20 protein-coding genes and 1 tRNA gene are annotated in these 25,258 nt (G+C 63.3%); 13 read left to right on the top strand and 8 right to left on the bottom strand.

Annotated elements, in window-relative coordinates; all coding sequences use genetic code 11:
* Nucleotides 1-6: 6 nt before the first annotated feature.
* Entirely contained in the window at nucleotides 7-582 is a 576-nt protein-coding gene (locus ACSYDV_RS12780; protein ID WP_438324296.1) for a NifU family protein, read from the bottom strand.
* A 63-nt stretch (nucleotides 583-645) separates the two neighbouring features.
* On the opposite strand from ACSYDV_RS12780, the gene ACSYDV_RS12775 reads away from it, so the two are divergent.
* Nucleotides 646-1,518, top strand: coding sequence for a hypothetical protein (locus ACSYDV_RS12775; RefSeq protein ID WP_438324192.1), 873 nt, complete (start codon nucleotides 646-648; stop codon nucleotides 1,516-1,518).
* Nucleotides 1,519-1,539: 21 nt separating this feature from the next.
* Nucleotides 1,540-1,615: transfer RNA gene (locus tag ACSYDV_RS12770), tRNA-Thr, on the top strand.
* A gap of 40 nt (nucleotides 1,616-1,655) precedes the next feature.
* Here ACSYDV_RS12770 and ACSYDV_RS12765 read toward each other — a convergent pair.
* The gene (locus ACSYDV_RS12765) at nucleotides 1,656-2,102 is read right to left on the bottom strand and encodes an Lrp/AsnC family transcriptional regulator (protein WP_438324191.1); all 447 of its coding nucleotides are present in this window, start codon (nucleotides 2,100-2,102) and stop codon (nucleotides 1,656-1,658) included.
* Between the two features lie 119 nt (nucleotides 2,103-2,221).
* Between ACSYDV_RS12765 and alr the strand changes: the two genes are divergently transcribed.
* From alr to ACSYDV_RS12750, 3 genes are read left to right on the top strand one after another with little or no spacing between them, the layout of a single operon-like run.
* A complete protein-coding gene (gene alr, locus ACSYDV_RS12760; protein WP_438324190.1) occupies nucleotides 2,222-3,370 on the top strand; it encodes an alanine racemase in 1,149 nt (382 codons plus the stop codon).
* Nucleotides 3,367-4,626, top strand: coding sequence for a D-amino acid dehydrogenase (locus ACSYDV_RS12755; protein WP_438324189.1), 1,260 nt, complete (start codon nucleotides 3,367-3,369; stop codon nucleotides 4,624-4,626). The genes alr and ACSYDV_RS12755 overlap by 4 nt, the downstream gene beginning before the upstream one ends.
* Before the next feature lie 25 nt (nucleotides 4,627-4,651).
* On the top strand, nucleotides 4,652-4,999 hold the full coding sequence (locus tag ACSYDV_RS12750) for a RidA family protein (protein WP_438324188.1): 348 nt from the start codon (nucleotides 4,652-4,654) through the stop codon (nucleotides 4,997-4,999).
* A 42-nt stretch (nucleotides 5,000-5,041) separates the two neighbouring features.
* Here ACSYDV_RS12750 and ACSYDV_RS12745 read toward each other — a convergent pair whose 3' ends face one another.
* Complete coding sequence (locus ACSYDV_RS12745; protein ID WP_438324187.1) at nucleotides 5,042-6,067, bottom strand: formylglycine-generating enzyme family protein; 1,026 nt, start codon at nucleotides 6,065-6,067, stop codon at nucleotides 5,042-5,044.
* Nucleotides 6,068-6,103: 36 nt separating this feature from the next.
* Nucleotides 6,104-6,700 carry a GTP cyclohydrolase I FolE gene (folE, locus tag ACSYDV_RS12740; RefSeq protein ID WP_438324186.1) on the bottom strand — a complete coding sequence of 199 codons (597 nt, stop codon included), beginning with the start codon at nucleotides 6,698-6,700 and terminating at the stop codon, nucleotides 6,104-6,106.
* 435 nt (nucleotides 6,701-7,135) lie between these two features.
* Here folE and ACSYDV_RS12735 point away from each other — a divergent pair, with 435 nt between their 5' ends.
* Nucleotides 7,136-10,183: a TonB-dependent receptor gene (locus tag ACSYDV_RS12735; RefSeq protein WP_438324185.1), complete on the top strand. Its 3,048-nt coding sequence runs from the start codon at nucleotides 7,136-7,138 to the stop codon at nucleotides 10,181-10,183.
* A 111-nt stretch (nucleotides 10,184-10,294) separates the two neighbouring features.
* Here ACSYDV_RS12735 and ACSYDV_RS12730 read toward each other — a convergent pair whose 3' ends face one another.
* A complete protein-coding gene (locus ACSYDV_RS12730) occupies nucleotides 10,295-12,850 on the bottom strand; it encodes a TonB-dependent receptor (RefSeq protein WP_438324184.1) in 2,556 nt (851 codons plus the stop codon).
* A 355-nt stretch (nucleotides 12,851-13,205) separates the two neighbouring features.
* Between ACSYDV_RS12730 and ACSYDV_RS12725 the strand changes: the two genes are divergently transcribed.
* Nucleotides 13,206-13,994, top strand: coding sequence for a hypothetical protein (locus tag ACSYDV_RS12725; RefSeq protein ID WP_438324183.1), 789 nt, complete (start codon nucleotides 13,206-13,208; stop codon nucleotides 13,992-13,994).
* On the opposite strand, the gene ACSYDV_RS12720 is transcribed toward ACSYDV_RS12725, so the two are convergent.
* On the bottom strand, nucleotides 13,991-15,610 hold the full coding sequence (locus ACSYDV_RS12720; RefSeq protein WP_438324182.1) for a PP2C family protein-serine/threonine phosphatase: 1,620 nt from the start codon (nucleotides 15,608-15,610) through the stop codon (nucleotides 13,991-13,993). The genes ACSYDV_RS12725 and ACSYDV_RS12720 overlap by 4 nt on opposite strands.
* Nucleotides 15,611-15,713: 103 nt before the next feature.
* Here ACSYDV_RS12720 and ACSYDV_RS12715 point away from each other — a divergent pair, with 103 nt between their 5' ends.
* From ACSYDV_RS12715 to ACSYDV_RS12700, 4 genes are read left to right on the top strand one after another with little or no spacing between them, the layout of a single operon-like run.
* On the top strand, nucleotides 15,714-18,305 hold the full coding sequence (locus ACSYDV_RS12715) for an MFS transporter (protein WP_438324181.1): 2,592 nt from the start codon (nucleotides 15,714-15,716) through the stop codon (nucleotides 18,303-18,305).
* The gene (locus ACSYDV_RS12710; protein WP_438324180.1) at nucleotides 18,295-19,569 is read left to right on the top strand and encodes a histidine kinase; all 1,275 of its coding nucleotides are present in this window, start codon (nucleotides 18,295-18,297) and stop codon (nucleotides 19,567-19,569) included. The genes ACSYDV_RS12715 and ACSYDV_RS12710 overlap by 11 nt, the downstream gene beginning before the upstream one ends.
* Entirely contained in the window at nucleotides 19,566-19,952 is a 387-nt protein-coding gene (locus tag ACSYDV_RS12705) for a cyclic nucleotide-binding domain-containing protein (RefSeq protein ID WP_438324179.1), read from the top strand. Before ACSYDV_RS12710 ends, ACSYDV_RS12705 begins: the two co-directional genes overlap by 4 nt.
* Nucleotides 19,949-21,181: a hypothetical protein gene (locus tag ACSYDV_RS12700; RefSeq protein ID WP_438324178.1), complete on the top strand. Its 1,233-nt coding sequence runs from the start codon at nucleotides 19,949-19,951 to the stop codon at nucleotides 21,179-21,181. The genes ACSYDV_RS12705 and ACSYDV_RS12700 overlap by 4 nt, the downstream gene beginning before the upstream one ends.
* Before the next feature lie 4 nt (nucleotides 21,182-21,185).
* Here ACSYDV_RS12700 and ACSYDV_RS12695 read toward each other — a convergent pair whose 3' ends face one another.
* Complete coding sequence (locus ACSYDV_RS12695; protein ID WP_438324177.1) at nucleotides 21,186-21,518, bottom strand: STAS domain-containing protein; 333 nt, start codon at nucleotides 21,516-21,518, stop codon at nucleotides 21,186-21,188.
* 130 nt (nucleotides 21,519-21,648) lie between these two features.
* Here ACSYDV_RS12695 and ACSYDV_RS12690 point away from each other — a divergent pair, with 130 nt between their 5' ends.
* A complete protein-coding gene (locus tag ACSYDV_RS12690; protein WP_438324176.1) occupies nucleotides 21,649-22,065 on the top strand; it encodes an ATP-binding protein in 417 nt (138 codons plus the stop codon).
* Nucleotides 22,066-22,132: 67 nt separating this feature from the next.
* Nucleotides 22,133-23,815, top strand: a complete 1,683-nt coding sequence (locus ACSYDV_RS12685) for a diaminopimelate decarboxylase (RefSeq protein WP_438324295.1) — start codon at nucleotides 22,133-22,135, stop codon at nucleotides 23,813-23,815.
* A gap of 12 nt (nucleotides 23,816-23,827) precedes the next feature.
* Here the strand turns inward: ACSYDV_RS12685 and ACSYDV_RS12680 are convergent, their stop codons facing one another.
* Nucleotides 23,828-25,192: a serine hydrolase domain-containing protein gene (locus ACSYDV_RS12680; protein WP_438324175.1), complete on the bottom strand. Its 1,365-nt coding sequence runs from the start codon at nucleotides 25,190-25,192 to the stop codon at nucleotides 23,828-23,830.
* Nucleotides 25,193-25,258: the final 66 nt, after the last annotated feature.

The following is a 25,258-nucleotide window of genomic DNA, read 5'->3' as shown; positions in this document are numbered from 1 at the left end:
GGATCGTCAGACGGCGTGGACCGCCGTCACTTCGGGAACATAATGTTTGAGCAACGATTCGATGCCATTTTTCAGCGTTGCAGTCGATGACGGACAACCGGCGCACGCGCCCTGCATCTTGAGGTAGACATTGCCCTTGTCGAAACCGCGATAGATGATGTCTCCACCGTCATTGGCGACCGCGGGGCGGACGCGCGTTTCGATCAGTTCCTTGATCTGGTCGATGATGTCGGCGTCGGCGGGATCGTCGGCGAAGCCGGCGTCATCCTCTGACGGGACCGAAAAGCCTGCGGCCGCGGCGTTGAACAGCGGCACCCTGGCAAGGAAATGATCCATGACGATGCCCAGAACATCGGGCTTCACGTCGCTCCATTCGGCCCCCGGCGCGATCGACACCGATACGAAATCGCGGCCGAAAAAGACGCCGGTGACGTCACCGAGCGAAAAGAGCGCGCTCGCCAGCGGCGAAGCCTCGGCTTCCTCCGGGCTCGCAAAGTCACGGGTGCCCGCGTCCATCACCACCCGGCCGGGCAGGAATTTGAGCGTCGCGGGATTGGGCGTCGATTCGGTTTCGATCAGCATGGGGTGCATGTGGGACGCCGTCGCCCTTTGTGCAAGATAACATAGATGCCCTAAGGGAAGACAATGCGCCGTTTCACCCACTTCGCCGCCATCGACTGGTCGGGCGCACGCGGCCCCCGGCAACGCGGAATCGCCCTGGCTGTTGCGAGCGGCACCGCCGCGCCCGCGCTGGTCCGGCCGGGACATATATGGTCGCGCGCGGAGATACTCGATTGGCTGCAGACGATCGCGGCAACGGGCGAGAATATGTTGATCGGCTTCGATTTTTCGGCCGCCTTCGCCTTTGCCGATCATGGCGCCTATTTCCCCTCATGGGCCGACAGTCCCGATGACATCCGCGCGCTGTGGGCGCTGGTCGAGCGGCTCGCACGCGATGATCCGCACCATGAAGCGGGGGCGTTTCTGGCGCATCCCGAGGCACGGCGTCATTTTCGTCATGGCCGGGGCTATGTCGGCGATCTGTTCGAACCCGGCGCCGGACGCCTGCGAATCGTCGAGCAACACCAGCGCGCGACGAAACAGGCGGCGAGCGTGAGCAATTTCAACCTCGTCGGCGCAGCGCAGGTCGGCAAGGCGAGCCTGACGGGGATGCGCCTGCTCCACCGCCTGTCGGGCCGGATCCCGCTGTGGCCGCTCGATCCCCCGCCCGCCAACGGCCCGCTGCTCGTCGAAATCTACACCAGCCTCGCCGCGCGCGCCGCGGGCGTACCCGCAGGCCGCAGCAAGATTCGCGACGGCGCGATGCTCGATACGGCACTGGCCGCGCTGGATTCGCCGCCGATCGGCGACACCGGCCCGATCAGCGACCATGCCAGCGACGCGCTGCTGACCGCCGCCTGGCTGCGCCACATCGCGGGCAATGCGGCGCCCTGGGCCCCTGCCCCGCTCACCGATACAATCGCCCGCACCGAAGGCTGGACTTTTGGCATAATTTGAATCAAAGGGCGTTGAAGACGGGCCGGCTTAGCTCAGTTGGTAGAGCACCTGATTTGTAATCAGGGGGCCAGGGGTTCGAATCCTCTAGCCGGCACCACTTTAACTTCCTTCAAACTCTACCCCTTGCCGACCGCCGCTCACATCCGCCGGTGGCTGCGCATCGCGAAGCTGGAAGTGATGCGCGACACCCCGGGCAGGCGCGACAATATGTCGCGGTGGAAGGCGCCATAATCGTCGATCCCGGCGATCTGGACGCGCAATATATAATCGCCGTCGCCGGTCATCAGATACCATTCCTGAATCTCGGGATGGCGGCGGAGCGCGGTTTCGAAACGGACCAGATATTCCTCGGTCTGCCGTTCGAGTTCGATCTGGACGATCGCGACCGTGCCTTCGTCGGGGGCGGCACCCGAAACGATCGCGGTATAGCCGCGAATGACGCCCGATTGTTCGAGCAGCCGGACGCGGCGCAGGCACGCCGACGGCGACAGCCCGACCTCGGCGGCGAGCGCGCTGTTGGTAATCCGCGCATCGAGGCGCAGCCGGTTCAGAATGCGGCGGTCCGCGTCGTCGAGGGCCTGCATGCAGAATATTCCACTTCTTCGCATAATATGCCGCATAATGCGCGATCATCAGCGCTTCATACGCCAATCCGGCCAAAAATTGATAAAAATAATCGCTATCCTCCCGGCGGGAGATGGCCATGAAGCATCAGAATATAACCGAAGCCTGCTCGAGCCGGCTTCGCATCCACCTCGGCGCGGTCCGGGCCAATTATCAAGCGATAGCCGCGCGCGTGACCCCCGCCCGATCGGGCGCGGTGGTCAAGGCGAACGCCTATGGCCTCGGCGTCGTTCGGGTCGCTCCGGCGCTCTATCGCGAGGGATGCCGTCACTTTTTCGTCGCGCAATTAAACGAGGCCGCCCTGCTGGCGCGCGTGATCGGCGACGATGCCACCATCTTCATCCTCAACGGTCTCGATCCCGGCAGCGAAGCCGATTGCGCCGAGCGCGGTTTCATCCCCGTGCTCAATTCACATTCGCAAATCACCCGCTGGCGCGAACTTGCGCGCACGAAGGGCAAGCCCCTGCCCGCCGCGCTGCAGATCGACAGCGGCATGTCGCGGCTCGGCCTGCCGCCCGCCGATGCCATCGCGCTGGCGCATGACCCCGAGCTGCCGCGTGAGATCGACCTCATTCTTCTGATAACCCATCTGGCGTGCAGCGACGAACCGGAGCATCCGGCAAACCCCGCCCAGCTGGACGCCTTCGATGCGATCCGCGCCCACTTCCCCACCGTCCCGGCGTCGATCGCCAACAGCGGCGGCACCTTTCTGCCCGGCGATTTCCATTGCGACATCGGCCGCCCCGGGGTCGCGCTCTATGGCGTCGATCCGGCGCCCGACGTTGCCGGGTTGCGCCCGGTAGTCGAGCTCGAAGCGCGCGTCGTGCAAATCCGCGACATCAATGCGGGCATCGGGGTCGGTTATGGCCTGACTTACAGAGCACCAGCCCCGCGCCGTTTGGCGACGATCGCGATCGGCTATGCCGATGGCTGGCCGCGCAGCCTGAGCGGCGTCGGCGCGGCGTGGCATCGCGGTGTGCGGCTGCCAATCGTCGGGCGGGTGTCCATGGACAGCATGACCGTCGATATCAGCGCGCTGCCCACCGATGCGCTCGCCGAGGGCGATTTCGTCGAGCTGATCGGCCCCGCGCAGTCGCTCGCCGATGTCGCGCGCGATGCAGGCACGATCGCTTATGAAATTTTGACGCAGCTTGGGCCGCGCCACGCGCGCATCATCGTCGATGACGATGGCGTGTTGGAATTCACCGCACCGGGAGAGCGGATATGAGAATTGTCATCCTCGGCGCCGGGGTCGTCGGCGTCACATCGGCATATTATCTGGCCGAAGCGGGGCACGAAGTGGTGCTGCTCGACCGTCAGCCCGGCCCGGCGCTGGAGACCAGCTTCGCCAATGCGGGCGAAATTTCGCCCGGCTATGCCTCGCCCTGGGCGGCACCCGGCATTCCGGCGAAGGCCGTGCGCTGGCTGATGATGAAGCACCCCCCGCTGATCGTCCAGCCGCGTCCCGACATGGCGATGCTGCGCTGGGTGCTGGCAATGCTGCGCAACTGCACCGCGAGCCGCTATGCGCTCAACAAAAGCCGGATGGTACGGCTCGCCGAATATAGCCGCGACGAACTGATCGCGCTGCGCGGCGCGCTCGGCATCACATATGACGAGCGTTCGCAAGGGACGCTGCAATTGTTCCGCACCCAGAAGCAGCTCGACGGCAGCGCCGACGATATCGCGGTGCTGCAAAGCTATGGCGTGCCCTATGAAGTGCTTGATCGCAGCGGCTGCGTCGGCGCCGAGCCGGGACTGGCCACGTCGCAGGATCATTTTGTCGGCGGACTGCGCCTGCCGCATGACGAGACCGGCGATTGTCATATCTTCACCCGTGCGCTGGCCGAACGCCTGCCCGCGATGGGGGTCGAGCTGCGTTACAACAGTAGCATCGAAGCGATCGAGAAGGACAGCGACCGGATCATCGGCGTCCGCACCGACGATGGCTTGGTGCGCGGCGACGCCTATCTGGTCGCCCTCGCCAGCTATTCGCCCGCCTTGCTCGCACCGCTTGGCATTCGCCTGCCCATCTATCCGGTGAAGGGATATTCGATCACTTTGCCCGTCGCCGATGCAGCGTGCGCACCGGTCTCGACGCTGCTCGACGAAAGCTACAAGATCGCGATCACCCGTCTGGGCGACCGTATTCGCGTCGGCGGAATGGCCGAATTATCGGGTTACGACCGCAGCCTGTCGCCGCGCCGCGAGGCGACGCTGCGTCATTCGCTCAACGATCTGTTTCCCGGCGCCGCCGACAATGATGCGCCGTCGGGCTTCTGGAGCGGCTTGCGTCCGATGACGCCCGACAGTACGCCGATCATCGGCAGGACGCCGGTTTCCAACCTGTTCCTCAACGCGGGTCACGGCACTTTGGGCTGGACGATGGCATGCGGCTCCGGCCGCCTCATCGCCAGCATCATCGGCGGCACACCGCCGCCGATCGATCCCGAAGGGCTGGAGCTCGCCCGTTATTCACGCTGATATGAACCACAAAAAGGAAAATGATATGACCATCGAACGTCTCCACTCGGGCTCGCGCATGAGCCAGGCCGTCATTCACGGCGGCCTCGTCTATCTCGCCGGTCAGGTCGCCGCCCCCGGCGAAGATGCGACCGCGCAGACCCGCGCCATCCTTGGCCAGATCGACGCGCTGCTCGCCGAAGCCGGCACCGACAAGTCGCGCCTGCTGACCGCGACGATCTGGCTCGCCGACATGGCCGATTTCGGCGCGATGAACGTCGTGTGGGAAGAATGGATCGGCGGCGCCAACGCCCCGACCCGCGCGACCGGCGAAGTCCGCCTCGCGACCCCCGACTACAAGGTCGAGGTGATCGTCACCGCCGCACTGGCCTGACGCGAAATACGCCCCGCTTCGCTGTGACAGCGAAGCGGGGTCTCAGGCTTTCGGCGCCTTGTCGTAAACGAGACGGAAGCCGACATTGCTGGTGCCCATGCCGGGGTCGCGCCCCTGCCGCGACGCGGGGCGGTAACGCTGGCAATAATTGGGCGCGCAAAGATAGCTGCCGCCCTTCACCGTGCGCGACGGCATGCCGGGGTTGAAGGGATCGTAAGACGCCTTCTCGGTGGGGCCTTTGGGATTATCCGTTTCGTCGGGATTGTGGCCGGGGCGGAAGAAATCGGCGGTCACTTCCCACACATTGCCGACCATGTCGTACAAGCCATGCGCGTTGGGCTTGTAACAACCCACCGGCGCGATACCCTTGAATCCGTCGGTTTCGGCATTGTAATTGGGAAACGCGCCCTGCCAGCTATTCGCTTCGGCTGGCTGGACATTTTTCGAACGCTTGCCTGCGCTCGCGGCAAATTCCCATTCGGCCTCGGTCGGGATGCGCCCGCCCCGCCATTTGGCATAAGCGACCATATCGTCCCATGCGAGATGGACTGCAGGCTCGTTCGCCACCATGTCGGCGCCGCCCGGCCCATAGGGCTTTTTCCAGCTCGCGCCGGGGACATATTTCCACCAGTCGCTATAATTGTTCGACGGGAAATCGGGCGGGGTGAACACCGCCGATCCGGGCTTCAGCATATCGGGCCGGATCTGATCCACCGGCACCTGAAATTGTTTCGGATCTACGGGCTTTTCGGCGATGGTCACATAGTTTGTCGCCTTGACGAAATCGGCGAACTGGCGGTTCGTCACCTCATGCGGGTCGATCCAGAAACCGCCGACCGTCGTTTCGCGCACCGGCCCTTCTTCGGCATAGACATCGTCTTCGCCCATCTGAAAGCTGCCGCCCGCCAGCCGCACCGGCGTGTCGGCGATTTGCGGGCATTGGCGCGTTGCGACAGCGGCCTGCTTATCCTTTGGCGCGTCACTCTGACCACAGCCAGCGACCGCCAGCAGCACGGCCGCTCCGGCGATGCCCGAAAACAAGCGGCCGCCATCAGGCAAGTTATTCATACAGCCTCCAACCCGCGATCGGAAAACAGCCCGATATCAATAACCCATCAGGCTAAGCACTTCCTTGCGGCTGCGCTGATCGTCGAGGAAGCAGCCGAGCAGGCGGCTGGTGACCATGCCGACGCCCGGCGTGCGCACGCCGCGTCCGGTCATGCACCCATGCTGGGCGTCGATGACGACCGCGACCCCATGCGGCTGGAGATTGTCCCAGATGCATTTCGCGACCTCGGCGGTCAGTCGCTCCTGCACCTGCAGCCGCCGCGCATAGCCGTTGAGGACGCGCGCAAGTTTCGAGATGCCGACAACACGGTCCCTGGGCAGATAGGCGATCGACGCCTTGCCGGTGATCGGCGCCATATGATGTTCGCAATGCGACTGGAACGGAATGTCGCGCAGCAGCACGATCTCGTCGTAACCGCCGACCTCTTCGAAGGTCCGCGACAGATGAACCGACGGATCGTCGGCATAGCCCGAACAATATTCCTTCCACGCACGTGCAACGCGCCGCGGCGTGTCGAGCAGCCCTTCGCGCGCCACATCGTCGCCGGTCCATTCGATCAGCGTGCGGACGGCGTCCAGCACATGGTCGGGAACGATGATCTTGCCGTCCGGTCCCACTTCAACTTCGCTCATCGCCCCGCTTTCACTGTTGCTTTCAAGCCGCACATGTCGGGCCGTTCGGGCCGATAAGCAAGGCCGCGGTGACAAGTTTTTATGCCCCGCAGGCAAGTTTACGTTGCGGAAACCGAAGTTTTCGAGATTTCAAACGAGCCCGAAATTCCACGCGTTTCCGCGCCAAACAAGTGACTTGACGCTTTCGTCAACTAAGCGCACCTTTGTCGTCATACAGAGTTCGCTCAAGCGAACCTTATTCCGGAGAGGCTGGCGTTTTTCCCCGACGCCAGCGGGAGAGGACGATGACCAGCACCGCTGGCAAGTGGGATACATCATGGAACCGGGCCGCCTGGGCCGGGCGCCTTGTGCCACATCTGGTCATATTCCCTCCCCTTACCACAGATTGAGTTGGGCGGCCCCGCACCTCGCGGGTTCGAAAAAGGGAGGTACTAAATGAAGTTCAAGGCACTGATCGGAACGTCGATTCTTGCGATGGCGGTTGCGACGCCAACCTATGCGCAGGAAGCAGCTGAAACGGAAAGGGATGCCTTCGGCGGCGAAATCGTCGTCACGGCCCAGCGCCAGTCGGAACGCCTGCAGGACGTCCCCATCGCGGTCAGCGCCTTTTCAGCCGAAGCGCTCGAAGCGCAACAGATCGTCAACCCGACCTCGCTGCAACAGACGCTTCCGAACGTCACCTTCACAAAGACGAACTTCACATCGTCCAGCTTTACCATCCGCGGCATCGGCGACCTTTGCGTCGGCACCACCTGCGACAGCGCAACGGCGATCCACGTCAACGACATGCCGCTTCTCGGCACCCGATTGTTCGAAAGCGAGTTTTTCGATCTGGAACGGATCGAAGTCTTGCGCGGACCGCAAGGCACATTGTTCGGACGCAACGCGACGTCAGGCGTGGTCAATTTCATCACCGCCAAGCCCGATCTGTCAGGCTTTCACGCATCCGGCGAAGTCGAATATGGCAATTATGATTCGAAACGCATGAAGGCGATGGTCAACCTGCCGCTGGGCGATACGCTGGGCATCCGCGTTGCCGGTACCTGGCTGAACCGCGACGGCTATACGAAGAATCTCTTCAACGGCGGCCGCATCGACGACCGCGACCTCTATGCCGTTCGCGGCAGCCTGTCATGGGAACCGACCGACAACACGCGCATCGACCTGATGGGCTATTATTTTCGCGAAAAGGACAATCGCAGCCGCATTCAGAAGCAGCTCTGCCACCGCGACCCCACCGGCATATTGGGGTGCCAGCCCGACAAGCTCGCCTTTGAAACGTCAAACGGCAACTCCACGCTGGCCACGATCCTGACCAGCCGGGAGTTCATGGGAATAGCCGGGCTTGGCGCGCTGTCCCCCGTGGCACTGAACAGCGTCTATCAGGCCAATGACAGTTTTGCCGGCGTCATCAATCCGACCGACGTCCGGACCGTTCGCGTCGATTATACGCCGACCTATTTTGCCGAAGAACAGCAGTATACGCTGAAAATCCAACATAATTTTGGCCCGGTGAGCGTCAACCTGACCGGCGGTTACATGAAAAACAGCGTCGATTCGACGTCGGATTACAATCTGGCGGTCGGAAATGGCTATGCGACGAACCCCGGCCTGAACACGCTGAACGCAGCCGCCATACCCGGCGGCCCGCTCGCGGTGCTGAACAATATGCGTCTGGCATTGATTCCCAACGGTCCCGGAACGGTTTGCCAGTCGCGACCCGATCCGGACAATTCCGGTGTTTTTGGCGGCAAAGGCATCTGCGGTCCGACCAGCTTCGATTATGACCGTTCGCGCGCCGATGTCCGTCAATATTCGGCCGAAGCGCATATCGACAGCTCGTTCGACGGCCCGTTCAACTTCCTGCTCGGCGGCATCTATTTCGACAGCAAGACGACCGATAACGACTATTTCGTCAACAGCTTCGGCCTCGACTATGCCGCAGCCCTTCTGGGCAGTGCGCAAAGCGGCGGAACCTCCTTTGCAGCGACGCCCTTTTATCGCAACAACACGCCCGAATTCCGCCTGAAATCCTATGGCATCTTCGGCGAAACCTATTTCGAGGTTAGCGACAAGCTGAAACTCACTTTGGGCATGCGCTACAACCACGACAAAAAGACGGTCACGGCGCGCACGACCTATCTTCAGGACACGAAAAGCCGCGTTCTGCTTGGCGGCGGCGGAACGCCGCTGCTCGATCGCGAAGGCAACCAGATCGTAACGACCACGGGGGCCAGCTCCTATATCCTCGTTCCTTTCGGAACCACCGATGCGACGAGCTTCCTGAATGCGGCGGGTTTCGATTTCGACTCGTCGGCGGCGGGCAATCAGCCCTTCGCGGTCAACACGGTCAGCTTCGGCAAGGTCACCGGCCGCGCGGTGATCGACTACAAGATCACCGACGACAATCTGCTCTATGCCTCCTATTCGCGCGGTTACAAATCGGGCGGGATCAACCCGCCGCTGTCGCCGATCTTCCAGGTTCCGACCAGCTTCGCGCCGGAAAAGGTCGATGCCTTTGAAATCGGTTCGAAGAACACCTTCGGCAACGGACAATTGCGACTGAACCTCACGGGCTTCTACTATAAGTATAAGGGGCTTCAGCTCAGCCGCATCGTCGCCCGCACCTCGGTGAACGACAACATCAATGCCGATATCTACGGCATCGAGGCGGAAGCGGTGATCAGCCCGATCCCCGCGTTCGTGATCAACGCCAACGTCAGCTATCTGAAGTCGAAGGTATCGGACGATCGCTTCCTGGCGAACCCGCGCGATCCGTCGGGCGGTCGTTCCGATGCGGTAATCATCAAGGACATGCTCAACGCATCCAATTGCTCGATCCGCGCTGCCAACGGCTCGGGCGCGACGGCGGCGCAGGTCAATGCCTTCGTCGGCGCAGTCAACGGGGCGCTTGGTCTGCAAGCCCCGACGCCGGTGCCCGGCACCAACACGACGGGCGCCTACTCGGTCTGTTCGATACTGGCCGCAGCGGCGGCGGGTTCGGTCGCCAGCTTCAACCCGGCACTGGCGGCATTGCAGGGCCCACTTCAGGCTGCCTTCAACGGCGGCGCGCCCGGCTCGTTGCCCTTCGTGGTCGACCCCAGCGGCGTACCGGTTAACGTCAAGGGCAACCGCTTGCCCAACGCCCCGACCTATAAATGGGCGGTCGGCGCGCAATATACGATCGGCGCCGGCGACTGGTCGATCGTACCTCGCGCCGATCTGAACTATACCGGCGGCAGTTGGGGAACGATCTTCAACAAAAATCCGATCGATCGCATCAAGGGCTATGCCGTAGTCAATGCGCAAGTTCAGGTTAATGGCCCCGACGATCGCTTCTATGTCCGCGGCTTCGTCCAGAATCTGACCAACAGCGGGGCGACCACCGGCATGTATGTGACCGATCAGTCTTCGGGGCTGTTCACCAACATCTTCACTGTCGAACCGCGCCGCTACGGCCTCGCGGCCGGCGTGAAATTCTAAACCGACCGGCGGTTACGCCAACAGAAAACCCCGGCCTCTCGATGGAGAAGCCGGGGTTTTTCTTTGTCCACTGTTCGTGAAGGCCGGAGCGAGAGCCCCGGCCTTAAACGATCAGAATTTGAAACGGCCGGTCACGCCATAGGTGCGCGGCTGGTTGGGATAACCCGACACGCTGCCCGACTGCGCGACCGCCGGGAAGACCGTCGTCAGATATTTGGCATTGGTGAGGTTGCGGCCCCACACGCCCAATTCCAACCCGTTGGTCAGAGCGATGGTGAACGACGCATTGAGCTGGTTCACTTCGCGCGTCAGGCTCTGCGCAACGCTCGGCGGGAAGCCGTTCAGGCCTTCGACGATCTTGACCGGGCTTTCATAATGATAGTCGGCGTGGAAGATCGCGCGCGTTCCGCCCGCGAACTCGTGGGTGTAGGTGCCGCCAACTGCCATCGTCAGTTCGGGAATGCCCGCGGGCATGGTCCCCGAAATGTCGCCGAACGACGAGTTGGTGAACTTGTCATATTTCGGATCGAGATAGGTGACCGCCAGCGTCAGGTTGAGCCCCTGAACCGGACGCACCGAACCGTCGAATTCGATACCGAAGGTCGACTGCTTCTCTGCATTGACCAGTTCGAAGCCGGTGCCGTTGAAGACGTTCGACTGGAACCCCTTGATGGACTGTTTGAACACCGCAAGGTTCAAGGCCGCGACCGACCACTGCCCCTTCAGCCCGATTTCATAGACTTCCGATTCCTCGGGGGTCGCGAAGCGGGTGCCCGAAGTGAGGTTCGGCGTCGCCTGCCCGGCGGCAACGATGGCCGCGAGATCCGCCGCCAGCGGACGGCTGTCGCGCGACAGGTTGACCGAGCTTGCCTTGAAGCCCGTCGCATAGGTCGCATAGACATTGACCGTGTCGGTCACTTCATAAGCGGCGCGCAAGCTCCAGGCGAGATCATTGTCGCGGGTCCGGTTGGGCTCGAATTCATTCGGAAGATTGAAGAAATCGGGCAGGAACTGGAACGCCTTCAGCGGAGCCAGCGGGTTCGCACTGCTCCCATTGGGCAACGTGGCCGTCGGGTTGGCTGCGAGGAAAGCGGCGGTCACAGGATCTACGCCGGCGCCGACCAGCAGAGCCTGACGGAACGGCGTATAGGCCGCAGCGTCGAGATTGACCTTCGAGAAGGTGTCGCTGCTCACCACGTCGGTCGAGAAGCGCTTACGATCCTGCGTGTAGTTCGCCCCCGCAGACAAGGTCAGGCGATCGGTCACTTCGAAATCGACGGTACCGAAGACCGACCAAGCCGTGTTCTTCATGCGATAGCCTTCGTCGAGACCGTCACCTGCACGGAAGAAGCTGCCCACATATTTCGCCGGATTGCCTTCCAACGCGCCCAACGTGCCCTCAAGCACCGGAACGCTGAGCGCCCCGCCGGTTGACTGCTGAATCAGCGCATTGCCATAAGCACGGAAATCGTCGCCGAACTTGATCGCGCTCTGCTGCTTCACCTTCTCGTGGAAATAATAGCCGCCAAGCAGGAAGTTGATCGGACCGTCGAAGTCGGAGGTCAGGCGGATTTCCTGGGTAAAGGTGTCGATGCCAACCTTGTCGCTTTTTTCACCGATCAGGTCTGCGCTGGTGAAGTCCGAATCCTGATTGGTGTCGGCCTGAACCTTGCGGTACGACGTGATCGACGTCAGCGCGAGGTTGCCGAGATCATAGTCGATCTGCGCCGAACCGCCGTAATTCTCGATCTCGTTCGACGACAGGAAGTTGTTGTAGACATTGTACGAGAAGGGATTGTTCGCATCGACGCTCGGGCCGCCAACAAGCGCGTTGGTGATGCCGATGGTCGGACCGGCGATGACATTGCCCGCGATGCAGCAATTTTCGTCGATCTTGTCATAGTCACCGATCAGGCGGATCGACAGCGCATCGGTCGGTTCGAACAGCAATTGCCCGCGCACGCCCCAGCGATTGCGGTCGTTGACGTCGGTGTCGAGGTTCAGATCCTGCGCATAGCCGTCGCGGCGGTTGAAATTGCCGGCGAGCGAGAAGGCGATGGTTTCGCTGATCGGGCCGGTGATGCTGGCCTTGGCCGTGATCGCATCATAATTGCCGTAGCTGACTTCGGCCGAGCCGCCGAATTCATATTGCGGCTTTTGCGTGACGATGCTGATGACGCCCGCCGACGCGTTCTTGCCGAACAGGGTCGATTGCGGACCGCGCAGCACTTCGACGCGCTCGAGGTTCGGCAGATCGCCAATCTGGGCGGCCGAACGCGAGCGATAGACGCCGTCGATGAACACGCCGACCGAAGGCTCGATCCCGGCGTTGTTGGCGCCATTGCCAAAGCCACGGATGATGAAGTTGGTGTTGGCGCTCGACTGGAGCTGCGACACGCGCAGGCTGGGCACCGCCGACTGGAGATCGATGAGGTCGCGGATCGCCGAATTCTGGATGTCGGCGGCCGATGTCACCGACACGGCGATCGGCGTGTCCTGCAGCGTCTGCGAGCGCTTGCTGGCAGTCACGATGATGTCATTTCCATAGTCGATATCGCTCGCCGCGGCGGGTTCGCCTGCGGGGGCCGTATCCTGGGCAAAGGCGTAAGCAGGGGTGGTTGCGGCGCACAGCATCGTGGCGCCCAACAAAATATTGCGCAAATTCATGATGTCTCTCTCTCCAAACCGGTAGAAGCGCGGCACGTTGGCCAAGGAGGGAGATGCCCCACCGGTAAGTGTGTGCTGTCATAGGGCGGACCTCCACGTCAACGCGGCGCGGCGATCTCCGCGGAATTTTCCAAAATTTGTGGCCAAAAAGCAACAGATTGCGCCGCGACATAAGAGCCGCAAAGGATTTGCGTTCGGCGATTTACTGGCTATCCCCGCCCGGTGCGGGTTGGAATGGCGCCGGTTACGCAGTCAATTGTTAAGACGAGGAACATAGATTGCCGTAACGGCCGGCCGTCATCGCCCGGATCGAATAATGGGCACCCGAACCGCGCCCGTCCATCATGGAGCCGATATGATCCGTCTTTTCCTGTCCGTCGACATGGCCGGTTCGACCGAGTTCAAGGCCCGCCTCACCGGTCAGGGCAACAAGGGCTGGCTGGAAACATTCCGCGTCTTTTTCACCAATTTTCCGCTGATGTTTGCGGGGCAAGTCGGGTTCGAGTTTCTCGACGACGAATCGACCCCCGCGATCGATGTGTGGAAAGCGATGGGCGACGAGGTGATCTTCACGGCGCAGCCGTCGAGCGCCGCCGAGCTTTCGTCCATCCTGCGCGCGTTGCTCCGCACGATGACGCTGTACGAGGGCAAATATTTCGAGCGGCTGCCGCTGCGGCTGAAGGGCACCGCCTGGCTGGTCGAATTCGGCGAACAGAATATCGAACTCGAAATCGCCGAGCTGGCGGGCGACGGCGGCAATCATATCGACTTCATCGGGCCCGACATCGACCTGGGTTTCCGGCTGTCGAAATTCGCCCGTCCGTCCAGCCTCACCCTCTCGCTCGACCTCGTCGAAGCGCTGCTCACCGCGTCCAATCGCGATCAGCTTTCGCTCCATCTGCTCGGCAATGAGGAGCTCAAAGGCGTCATGTTCGGGCGGCCCTATCCGGTCATCTGGGCGTGCGACGCCGACACAGGCTTCGACTTCCTGCCATGGGAGGTGGAGAGTTGCCCGCTCGTCGCTGCGGCAACCGGCGCCGCGCCAACGGCGGCGGAACCGCTGCTAAAGGCCATTGCCGACATGCGGCTTTATCTGCGCAAGATGCACGGCGTCGATCGCGAGCCGTTGAAACTTGGCGCTTAGCGCGCCGCCGCACCTTCGAAGCAGACCACCAAAATCGCGATGTCATCCGATTGCGGCACCGTGCCGACAAAGCCGCGCACGCTGTCGGCGAGTCCCTCGGCGATATAGCGCGCCGACGGGTCGTTGCGCGCCTGTTCCAATGCGGTCTGGATACGATCGGTCGTGTAAAGCTCCTCACCCGGCCCGGTCGCTTCCGAAACGCCATCGGTGAACAGGATCAGCGCATCGCCGGGCGCCAGGGTGAAACGGGCGGACCGATATTCGACATCGTCGAAAATCCCCATCGCCATGCCCTGCTGCTTGACCAGCCGTTCGACAGCGCCTCCGTTTCGGACGATGTAAGGCGCCTCGTGCCCCGCATCGCTATATTCGACGCTACCGTCGCGCAGGTCGAGAATGCCGGCAAAGGCTGTGACGAACATTTCGGCGACATTGTCGCGCGCCAGTTCGGCGTTGACGCGCGTCATGATCGTCGCGGTCGAGGCCGCCGACAGCGCCTGCGCTTTGAACAGGGTCGTCGTCATCGCCATGAACAGCGCCGCCGGAACCCCCTTCCCCGACACGTCGCCGACGACGAAGAACAGCCGGTGATCGTCAATCAGGAAATAATCATAGAGGTCGCCACCGACCTGCTTCGCCGATTCGAGCATGGCGAAGACATCGACGTCCGAGCGCCCCGGAAAGGGCGGGAATTTGCTGGGCAGCATCCCGACCTGAATATCGCGCGCCGCGGACAATTCACCCTCGACGCGTTCGCGCGCCGCGGTCGCCGCCTCAACCTCGATCAGATAGCGCTGCAATCGCGCGATCATCGCCGCCATCGCCTCGGCAAGGCTGCCGACCTCGTCACCGCGCCCGCTGCCGATGCGCTGGATCGCTTCCATCTCCTGATGATCGGGGTTAAAGCTGCGCTGCTCCATGCTGCGGGTAAAGGCGGTCAGGCGCACCAGCGGTTCGACGATGCGACCGACGACCAGCCACCCGACCGCGAGCGACAGGACGAACATGATCATGCCGACGCCGATCGATTGCATCAGCGCCTGATTGAGTTTCCGGTCGAGCTGCCCCAGGTCGACGTCGGCCCCGACGATATAGATACGGCCGTCGGCGGCGCGAACGGGTTTATACATCGACCGGAACCGGCCGAACGCATCGCTATATTCATCATAGCGCACCCGCCCGTCGGCGAAGCTGCGCAGAAGCTGGATTGGCGCGGTGTCATAAAGGGCAAAATAGCGCGTCTGCGACCCCGCCTGCATTTCGGCCGTCGTCGCGCTGGTCGCCACGGTCCGCACCTGCGGCCCGAACTTCATATAGGTGTAGACATAGGCAAGTCCGGAATCGTTCGAGAAGCGCGACAGACGATCCTGCAAGGCGTCGAATTCGGCGGGCGCGATCGAGTCCATATTGGCGATGCGCTCATGATATCCCGCCGGGATGATCTCCTGCGCCGCATTGACCGCGGTCTGCAGCCGGCCGTCGATGCCGTTCATGATTTCGGCGCGGTCGATGCCATAGAGCACGACCGAATAGGCCACCGCCGCGATCAGATTGAGCGCGAACAACAGCAGCAGCAATTGGGGCTTCAGCCCGATTTTCCGTTTCCGCCCCGACATTTGGATCACCATCGCGTCTTTGTGCGCGCCTGACAACTCTGCAGCTAACTTCTTAAATAATTTGTTGCTATGCGAACGGGCGAAGGCGGGAGGGCGAAAGAATTTGATCGACAGTCTCAATCGCCTGTTCCGCGTTAACCGGGGCGAATGGCCCAAGCTCGTCCAGTTCGGGCTGTTCGGATTCCTGCTCCAGATGGGATTGGGGATCGGGTTCAGCGCGGGCGATGCCGCGTTCCTGAGCCACGTCGGCGCCGACAAGCTGCCCGTCATCTTCATGCTCACCCCGTTGGTGATGCTGTTCTACACCGGCATTTTTTCGGTGCTGATGGTTCGTTTCTCGATCGACCAGATGGTGACGATGACGCTGCTGCTCCTCGTCGCGGGCGGCGTAACGCTCTGGGCCCTGCTCGGCAGCACGGGCGGAAATCCGGCGCTCTACTATGCGCTCAAGCTCTATCTCGCGATGTGGTATATCGGGCTCTACAGCCTGTTCTGGAACTATACCGACGCCTATTTCGATATTCAGGACGCCAAACGGTTGTTCCCGTTGTTCGCGGCCTTTTGCGCGCTCGGCACCGCCGCCGGGGCGATGATCGTCAACCTCTCCGCCGCCATCGTGCCGATCCACGGCTTCATGGCGCTGTGGGCCGCCATCGCGCTCGGAACTATCCCGCTCGCGCGGATGCTGGGGCGGCGCTGGCAGCAGATTGCCGAAAGCGACGCCGATGCCGGCGACGCGCCGCAGGGCGTGCGCGCGCAGCTGGCGATGCTGGCGAGCAGCTTTCGGACCTCGCGCTATACCGTCGCACTGACCGCGACCTTGTTCGTCACCTTGCTGATGACCAACCTCGCCGAATTTCAATATTCGACGGTGCTGCAGGCGGGACGGAGCGAGGCCGAGCTCGCGGCGCTGTTCGGCGCGCTTTATGCCGCGTCGAACATCTTCAACCTGATTATCTGCCTGTTCGTCTTCAACCGGCTGGTCTCGCGCTTCGGCGTCCGCAACATTGCCTTCATCCTGCCCCTCACCTATTTCGCGGCCTTCGGTCTGTTCTTCCTCAGCGGCGGCTATGTGGCAGCAATCGCGGCCTTCTTCGCCTATCATGCGGTGCTGACGTCGATCGAATACAATAACCAGAATCTGCTGTTCAACGCCGTCCCCTCGGCGATCAAGCGCCCGCTGCGAACGGTGATCGAGGGAATGTGCGAACCGCTCGCCAGCCTGATCGCCGGCGCCTTTCTGCTCTATGCGGCAACACGGCTCGACCTGCGCGAACTATCGGGAATCGGAATCATATTGGGCGCGGCGCTGATAGCGATCGTCGTCCTGCTTCGTCAGCTTTATCCCGCTGCGATGAGCGCCAATATGCGGCGCGGCTGGCTCAATTTCGGTGACCCCGCGCTCGCGATGCCAAGCTTTGCGCCCGAGGCGGCGGCACAGTTGCAGAGCGATGCGCGCGGCGAAGACGCGGCGCGGGCGCAGCGGGCGCGGTCGTTGTTGGGGCTGGCCCAAAGAACATCCCCGGCGTCAGAAGGCGATGTCGACCATCTGTTCGCGGCGCTGCGCGATGGCGACGACGATGCGCTGAACCGGCTGCACGATCTCGCGACGGCTGATGACATTCACCTCGTCCCCCTGCTCGCCGACCGGCTCGGCAGCTTCCCCCGGGACCAGCGCCAAAAGGCGATCTCGCTGATCGGACGGATCGGCGATGTCGAGGCGATCCCCGATATATTGACCGCCGCGCGGACGGTGGCGCCGCGCGATCGCCGCTCCATCGCGGCGATGCTCGCGGGGCTCGGCGAGACGGCTATTCCGCACCTCGTCGCGGCGCTGCGCGACCGGCGGCGCGACTATTCCGAACGGTCGATCGCCGCACATGCCTTGGCCGAACTTTCCTATGCCCAGTTTGATGCCCAGCTCGGCAGGCTGGTCGATCATGAGCTCACCGACGCCCGCGCGCTGATCGGGGGCGCCGCCCCCGTCCCCGATGGCTCGGCCGCGCTCACCCTGCTCCTCCGCGCGCGGCGCGAACGCGCCGAGGCGTCGATCGACTTCGTCCTCGAACTTCTGGCGCTAGGCGGACTGCTGCCCAATTTCGACCTGCTGATCGTGTCGCTTCACTCGTCCAATCCCAAGGTGCGCGGCAATGCGCTGGAGGCGATCGAAAGCGGCGTCGGCCACACCCTGTTCCGCAAAATCGACGCGATTTTGCACGCGCACGGCGAAGCCGCCGCGACAACCGAGGTCGATCTTGTCACGCTGGCCAATGCCGCGCTCGACAGCGGCCAGTGGATCGAAACCGCCGCAGCGCTGTCCATCCTGCACGATCGCCTGCCCCCCGCCGCCTTCACCAGACAGGCCAGCCAGCTGGTGCAAGCCGGCATGCCGGCAGTGCTGCGCCGTCACCTCCTGCATCTCCTCGACCTTAAAAGCCGGGCCGGTCCGGACATAGTGGCGCTGGTCGATGCATTGTCGGGCATGCCCCGCCTGTCTGCCGCGACATTGCGCGCTTTGACCGATCTGGCGGGATCGGCGTGCAGCGTCCGGCCCGAATGCCCCGCAACCCACGGTATCGCGGCAGGCCAGGATTTCTGGATCGCCAACGATGCGATAATGGACGCCGCGTCGCGCCACCCCGACCTCGCGCTGGTGATGCTGCGCGTGCAGGATGGACGCGCTCATGCCGCCTGAAAAAACCATCGGTATCCAGTCGCTACTGCTGCGAACCTTCCTGCCGATCGTCGTCGTGGTCGCGATCCTGCTCGCCGCGATCGTCTATAATGCGCTTTACGCCATCACGCTGAAGGGGTTCGACGACCGCCTGATCGCCGCGAGCGCGCTGACCGGGGCGCTGATCGATCCCGCCGACCACGACCGGCTGATCCGCGCCGCAACCGACAGCAAGAATGACGCCGAAAAGGTCGAGCGGGAACCGCCCTATCGCCGCAACGTCGAACCGATGCAGCGCATCCGCGACCGGCTTGGCCTCACCTATATCTACACTCAGATCGCGGGGGGCCCCGAGGACGTGCTCTATGTCCTCGACGGCACCCAGGGCGACGATCACACGCTGATCGGCTCGCCCGACAGCCTGCCCGCCGAAACCGTCGCGGGCCTACGCAGAGTGCAGCAAAGCGGCAGCATTCATATCTCGCCCGTCGAATATCAGGAGCAATGGGGCTTGCTGAAAACCGCTGCCGCTCCGGTCTATGGCGCCGACGGCCGGATCACCGGCACCGCGGGTGCCGACGTCAACGTCTCCGTCATCCAGATCGCGACGCAGAACGCGCTGTTCCAGAGCGCGATGATCGGGCTCGCGTCGATCCTCGCCTGCCTGTTCGTCACGCTGCAGATCGTGCGGCGCGTTGCCCGGCCGATCGAGCGGCTGACGCAGGACGCGCTCGGGATCGCCGCGGGCGAGCATAGCCCGCCGACAGCGATCCGCAGCCCGCGCGAAGCCCGCGCGCTGCGCGATGCCCTCGACCGGTTGAACGGTCATGTCGCGAACGCACATCATGATGCCATGATCGCGGCCGACCGGCACCGGCTCGCAGAAAGCGAACGGCTGCTGCGGGACGAAGTCGGCGATGCCGGTGGCGTCGTCCTATTGGCGGACAGCCCGGCGCGGCGGCTTATCTGGATCGCGGCGGACGGACCGGATCTGACATCCGCACTCGCCGCGCGCGCGATGCTGCGGCTGCGCGACCGCCTTGCCGCGCAGCCGCATCTGCTCGATCATGTCGAGGCGCTCGCCGATCTGGACCATGGCGCCTGCCTGTCTTTCGATCCCGCCACCCGCCTGCTCCGCCTGATCGCGAACAGCCCGCTGACGGTCGAAGCGAATGGCAACGCGATCTCGCTCGCCCCCGATGAAGCAGCGACCATCCCCGCCGGCGTCGCCCGGCTGCGCCATGACAATGTCACGATCGAGCTGGGAAGCGAGGCGCTTCCATGATCGGCGTCGACGTCATCGCCCGCATGACCGCGCTGGCAGCGATCCCGCCGTTCGACCGGCTGACCGAACGCGAATTGCTGATGGTCGCGCAGCATGTCCGGCCGCGCCATTTCGGCAGCGAGGACATGCTGATCGAGCAAGGCCATGTCGCCGACATGCTTTATATCGTGATCGGCGGATCGGCGATGGCGGGAACGGAGCGCGCGAATGCCTTGTTCGATGCGCCATCGCTGCTTTTCACCCTGCCCGCCGCCCATGATTATCGTGCCGGCCCCGACGGGCTCCACGCTCTGTGCCTTGCCAAGCCCCACATCTTCACCATCGCGCGCGAATGCCCCGACTTCATCGTCGGGCTGATGGATATCGAGGCGCCCGCGCGATGAGCATCCGTTCGATCATCCTTTTCGTCTCGATCCCGCTGCTGATCCTGCTCGCCGCTGTGAACGGCGCCTTGCTCTATTTTCAGGGCAAGGCTGAAATGCTCAGCGGACTAAACGACCGCGCGCTGGCCGCCGCGATCACCGGCGCGGAATTCCTCAGCGCCGGGGAGCAACCCGACGCGATCGCCCGCGACCCGCTGCGCCAGCGCGCGATAGCGGCGGCGGCGCGGCATATCGACGGGCTCGACGGCTATTATCTGATCGGCGGCGACGCAAAGCCCATCGCGCTCGTTCCGTCGGTCACGCCATGGACGATCCCCGCACCGACGGCGGCCACCGAACCGGCGATCCTGCCAATCACGCGCGCCGCCGACGGGAGGCGCCATGTCGTCGCGCTGGCCCCCGTATCGCCGGGTCGCTTCGTTGCGGCACGTGTCGATGCCGAACCGGTCTTCGCCCGGATCGACCGGCTGCTCCACTGGATCGAGTTGGGCATCGCGCTCGCCGCCGTGGTTGGTCTGGCCGCCGGCTGGTATGTCGCGCGGCGGATCACCCGGGAACTGGACGCGAGTGCGCGCGTGATCGGCGCGCTGGAAACCGGCGAGGCGCCGGGAAATTCGGAAGCGCTCTCGATCGCCGAAGCGAAGGATTTGTCCGCCGCGCTGCGGCTGATCGACGCCAACCGCACCGCCGCGCGCGACCGGTTGGACCGGCAGTTGCGCTACGAAGATGCGGCGCGCACGCCGTCGAATGCGCGGCGCGCCTGGCAGCAATCGCATTTCGCGCCCATCGCAGCGACAGTCGCGGGCTGCGACATCGCTGTGCGCCTGCTCGGCGACGCCCCGCCGGGCTGCTTTTTTGCCTTGTGTCGCGGCGATGGCAAAGCCGCGCTGGTGGTCGGCGAATGCGAAGCGGCGACGGCTTCCGATGCGCTGGCACAGGCGGTCGCGGCACGCAGTTTTTTCGAACGCCAATTATTTACGGAGGGCGCCGACGCCGCACTGGCGCTCGCCCGCGCGGCTTACGCGATCACACGGATCGAGCATCTGAGCTGGGACGAGAACAACCCGCCGCCGGACCTGCGCCTGCTCGCGCTCGCCGGGCCGGAGATGGCGCTGCGCGCGCAGGCCTATGCCGCGATCGACCCTGCCGCCGAACCTTCGGCCATATTGGATGCGATTGCGATATTGTTGGAGCCGGACGGGCTATTTGCCGTTTTGCGGCGCGGCTGACCGCTTAGCGGATGGCGGCGAGACCCGCCGCGACGTCGGGCTCGATCGTGAAGATGGCGGTGAAGCCGCTGATGTCGAACACCTCGTGGACCGACGGTGACAGGCCGGTGAGCGCAAGCTTGTGCCCCGTCGCCTTCGCGGTCTTCATGCCCTTCAGAAATACGCGCAGCCCTGCCGAACTGACATAGGCCACCTCGCTCAGGTCCATGATCGTCGCGCCATGCTCCTGAACGCGGCCAGGCAGCACGGCCTCCAGCGCCGCTGCGCTGTTGCTGTCGATCCGCCCCGCGGCGGCGACAAGCCATGCGCCGTCGAGCTGTTGTTCGCTGATTTCCATTGCCGATTCCTGTTGCGGATGCACGCGCGTCCCGAGTTGGCGCCATTATGTAGAGATTGAGAATTTTTTCCACTCGATTATGTTGGCTTTCCGCAAGCTTAGGTTTTGCCCCGTTCAAGGGATCGGTATCGTGGAGACGGAATTCGCTTGCACATTGTCCAACGGACGCGCCGGTTTTCAGGCGCTGATGGACGATGCCGAAGCATTTCTGGAACGCCGCGACGTGCCGGGCACAACCACCAGCCAGATCATGATCGCGCTTGATGAGATCATCACCAATATTTTGAGCCATGGTGTCCGCGACGGCGAACCCGTCGTGCAGGTCGAGTTACGCGTCGCCGATGGCGCGGTCGCGGGTCAGATAAAGGATGACGGCATCGCCTTCGACCCGCTCCAGAATGATGAACCCGATACCAGCCAGTCGGTCGAGGACCGGCCGATCGGCGGGCTCGGCATCCATCTGGTCCGCAAGATGATGGACGGGCTGCACTATGATCGCCGTCACAGACAGAACCGGCTACAATTCCATAAGAATTTTGCTGTATAAGACACATTGAGGGACCGGACTCGCCGCTTGTGGGGCAATGCGGTGGTCTATGGGGGTAATGTTGACAGTGTTTTCGCCATCGCTGAATGCCATGATCTGCGACGACGCGGATATGGAACTGCTCGCGATCGACCATGATGCGATCGTCGGCCTGTGCGTCCGTGCGCTCCGCGATTGCGCGGCCGGGACGATACTCGACTGCTTCGCAGGTGATATCGGCCCGCAGGTGTCGCAGCACAGCCTGCAGGTCCGCGACGGCCAGCATATTTCGAACACCCGGTTCATCGGCTATCTGTCGCACGGCTGCGATCCCAATGGCCGTCTCGACATGGAAAGTTTCGAGCTGGTGGCGCTCCGGCCGATCGCCGCGAACGAGCGTGTCACGATCGACTATGCCGCGACCGAAGACCGGCTGCACGTCCAGTTCGCCTGCTCGTGCGGCGCACCCGATTGCCGCGAATGGATTACAGGCCGGCACGATCCGGTCAACGAAAACGGGCGCCGGCATCTGGCCGCACGGCCCCCTGCCCGGCCGGCCTGTGAAGCCGCCGCGATGACGGGGGATATCTGGTGGCAGCGCGGCGACCTCGCCCATATCGAGGGGCGGCTGATCTTCGCAGGCCATGATGTTGCGGCGCGGGCGGCCGAGACCGAGGGTCCGCTCTATCTCTATTCGGCCGATCGGGTGCGCGCCAATCTGGATCGCGTCCTGGCTGCACTGGCCGGAACGGGACACACGCATCGTATTTACTATGCGATCAAGGCCAATCGTCACGCGCCATTGCTGCAAATGCTGGCGGCGACCGGACGGTGCGGGGTCGATATTTGCTCGCCTGCCGAGCTTGATCATGCGCTGGCCTGCGGCTTCGCGGCGGACCAGATAAGCTTCACCGGAACCGGCGTGTCGCGCCGCGATCTCGACCGGCTGCTCGCCCATCCCGAACTCACGATCAACTGCGATTCCATCGGCATGATCCGCCGGATCGGCGAACGCGCGCCCGGCCGCGCGATCGGCATTCGCGTCAATCCGGTACGCGGTGTCGGCTATGGCGACAGCGAACGGCTGACCTATGCCGGCGCGCGCACGACCAAATTCGGCGTCTATCGCGAGCAATGGGACGAGGCGATTGCCGCTGCGCGTGCGCATGATCTTCGCATCACCAGCCTCCATTTCCATGTCGGCTGCGGCTACCTCGACCAGCAGCTCGGCGACTGGGAGGCGGCGCTGGAGGCCGGGCTCGATTTTCTCGCCGACCTGCCCGATGTACACATCGTAAACATTGGAGGTGGATTGGGGGTGCCGCACCGCGCGTCCGACAAGCCGCTCGACCTCGCGCGCTGGGCCGCGCTGCTCAAGCGCCATTTCGCGGACCGCAATGTCACAATCGCGGTCGAGCCCGGCGACTATCTGGTCAAGGATGCCGGGATGCTGGTGCTCGAGGTCACCAATGTCGAACGCAAGCGCGACACCTTGTTCGTCAGCGTCGATGGCGGATTCAACCTCCACCCCGAACCCGCCTTCTATGACCTGCCCTGCGAACCCGTCGCCTGTGTGCCACGGGGCGGCAACAGCGCGCGCATCACCATCGCGGGCAATATCAACGAGGCGCTCGACCTGTGGGCCGAAGATGTCGCCATGCCGCCGCTTGAGGAGGGCGACCGGATCGCGCTGCTCAACGCCGGCGGCTACGGCGCGGCGATGAGCAGCAACCATTGTATGCGCGGCGAATTCACCGAGCTGCTGATCTAGCCCCGCGCATCGTCACCGGCCACCGCGCCCGGTCTGCGGTTTGAAACCATAGGCAGCCATGTCGGTGAACAGGGTCTTGAGCGTCTCCTCACGGACCGGCCATTTCTCGCCCGGGAAATAATTGACCATGACCGTCCCGCGGACCTTCTTGCCCGGATTGACCCATGCGACCGTTCCCGCCGCGCCGCCCCAGCCATAGGCGCCGACATTCATCGCATTATTCCTGTCTTCCAGCACGACGAAACCGCCCGCGCCAAAGCCCATCTTCGCGTCCATCGGTCCGCCGGCGCCGCTGCGGATCATCGTGAATTCAACCCCGGCGGGCAGCAGGTTGGACATGGCGAGCTTCGCGGTTTCGGCCTTCATCACCCGCGCACCATCGAGTGTCCCGTAATTTTGCAGCATGTGCAGGAAGCGATCATAGTCGCGCGCCGACATGACAAGGCCCGAACCGCCATAGGGAAAACTGGGCGGGTCGAGCCAGACCGATGTCGCGGCGGGATCGAACGGCGTCGAATTTTCACCGATGATCATATAGTTGGTGGCAAAACGGCCAACCTCGCCCGGCGGCACGGCCCACCAGCTCGATTGCATCTTCAGTGGGTTGAAAATGCGCGTCTGGACGAAGCTGTCGAACGACATCCCGCTTGCCTTCTCGATCACCGCGCCGAGGACATCGAGCCCCATCGAATAGCTCCATTTGGTCCCCGGATCGGCGGTGAGCGGAAGCGTGGCGACGCGATCGGCAAATTCCTGGAGCGACGGCGCCCGGACTTTGCGGGCGCCCGCCTCCATCGCGCGATTGATCTGAGCCGGGTTAATGCCCTTCTTGTTATATTCCTCGAGCAGCGGGCCCATTGTCAGGATATTATAGCCGAGGCCCGCGGTATGGGTGAGCAAATGCCGCACCGTGATCGGCCGCACCGCAGGGCGTGCTTCGAGCGTATCCGCATTGAGCTGCACCGTCATATTCCTGAACGCCGGCAAGATATCGCCGACCGGCGTGTCGAGCTGAAACTTGCCATCCTCGATCAGCAGCATCGCGGCCATGCCGGTGATCGGCTTCGTCATCGAATAGACGCGCCACAGGCTGTCCGGGCCCGCGGGCGCCGCGCCCGCATCATAGGATAATTTGCCCTCGGAAACGAAAATGGTCTGCCGGTTGGCCATGCCAAAGGCGCCCACGATGCCGGGCATCTTCTTCGATGCAACATAGGATTGATAGAGCGCCGAGGTCGTTGGAAGCGGGTCGGCCGACGTCGGCCGGGAAACCGGCGCAGGTGCCCCGCTCTGCTGACGCGCGGTGGCTGTAGTGGCAGTGGTGACAAGCAACGCCAGAATGACGCTGCCCCCAATGGGCGCAAAAAACCGACGCATCTATTTGTCTCCCATGATTCGCGGGGACGAGCCCGCAAAAAGGGCCGGCATCGACACGAGGCCCCC

Origin of the sequence: Sphingopyxis selenitireducens (assembly GCF_051550705.1) — a bacterium.
Lineage (GTDB): Bacteria > Pseudomonadota > Alphaproteobacteria > Sphingomonadales > Sphingomonadaceae > Sphingopyxis.
The sequence above is the reverse complement of the archived record's forward strand: the minus strand, read 5'-3'. Positions and strand labels throughout refer to the sequence as shown.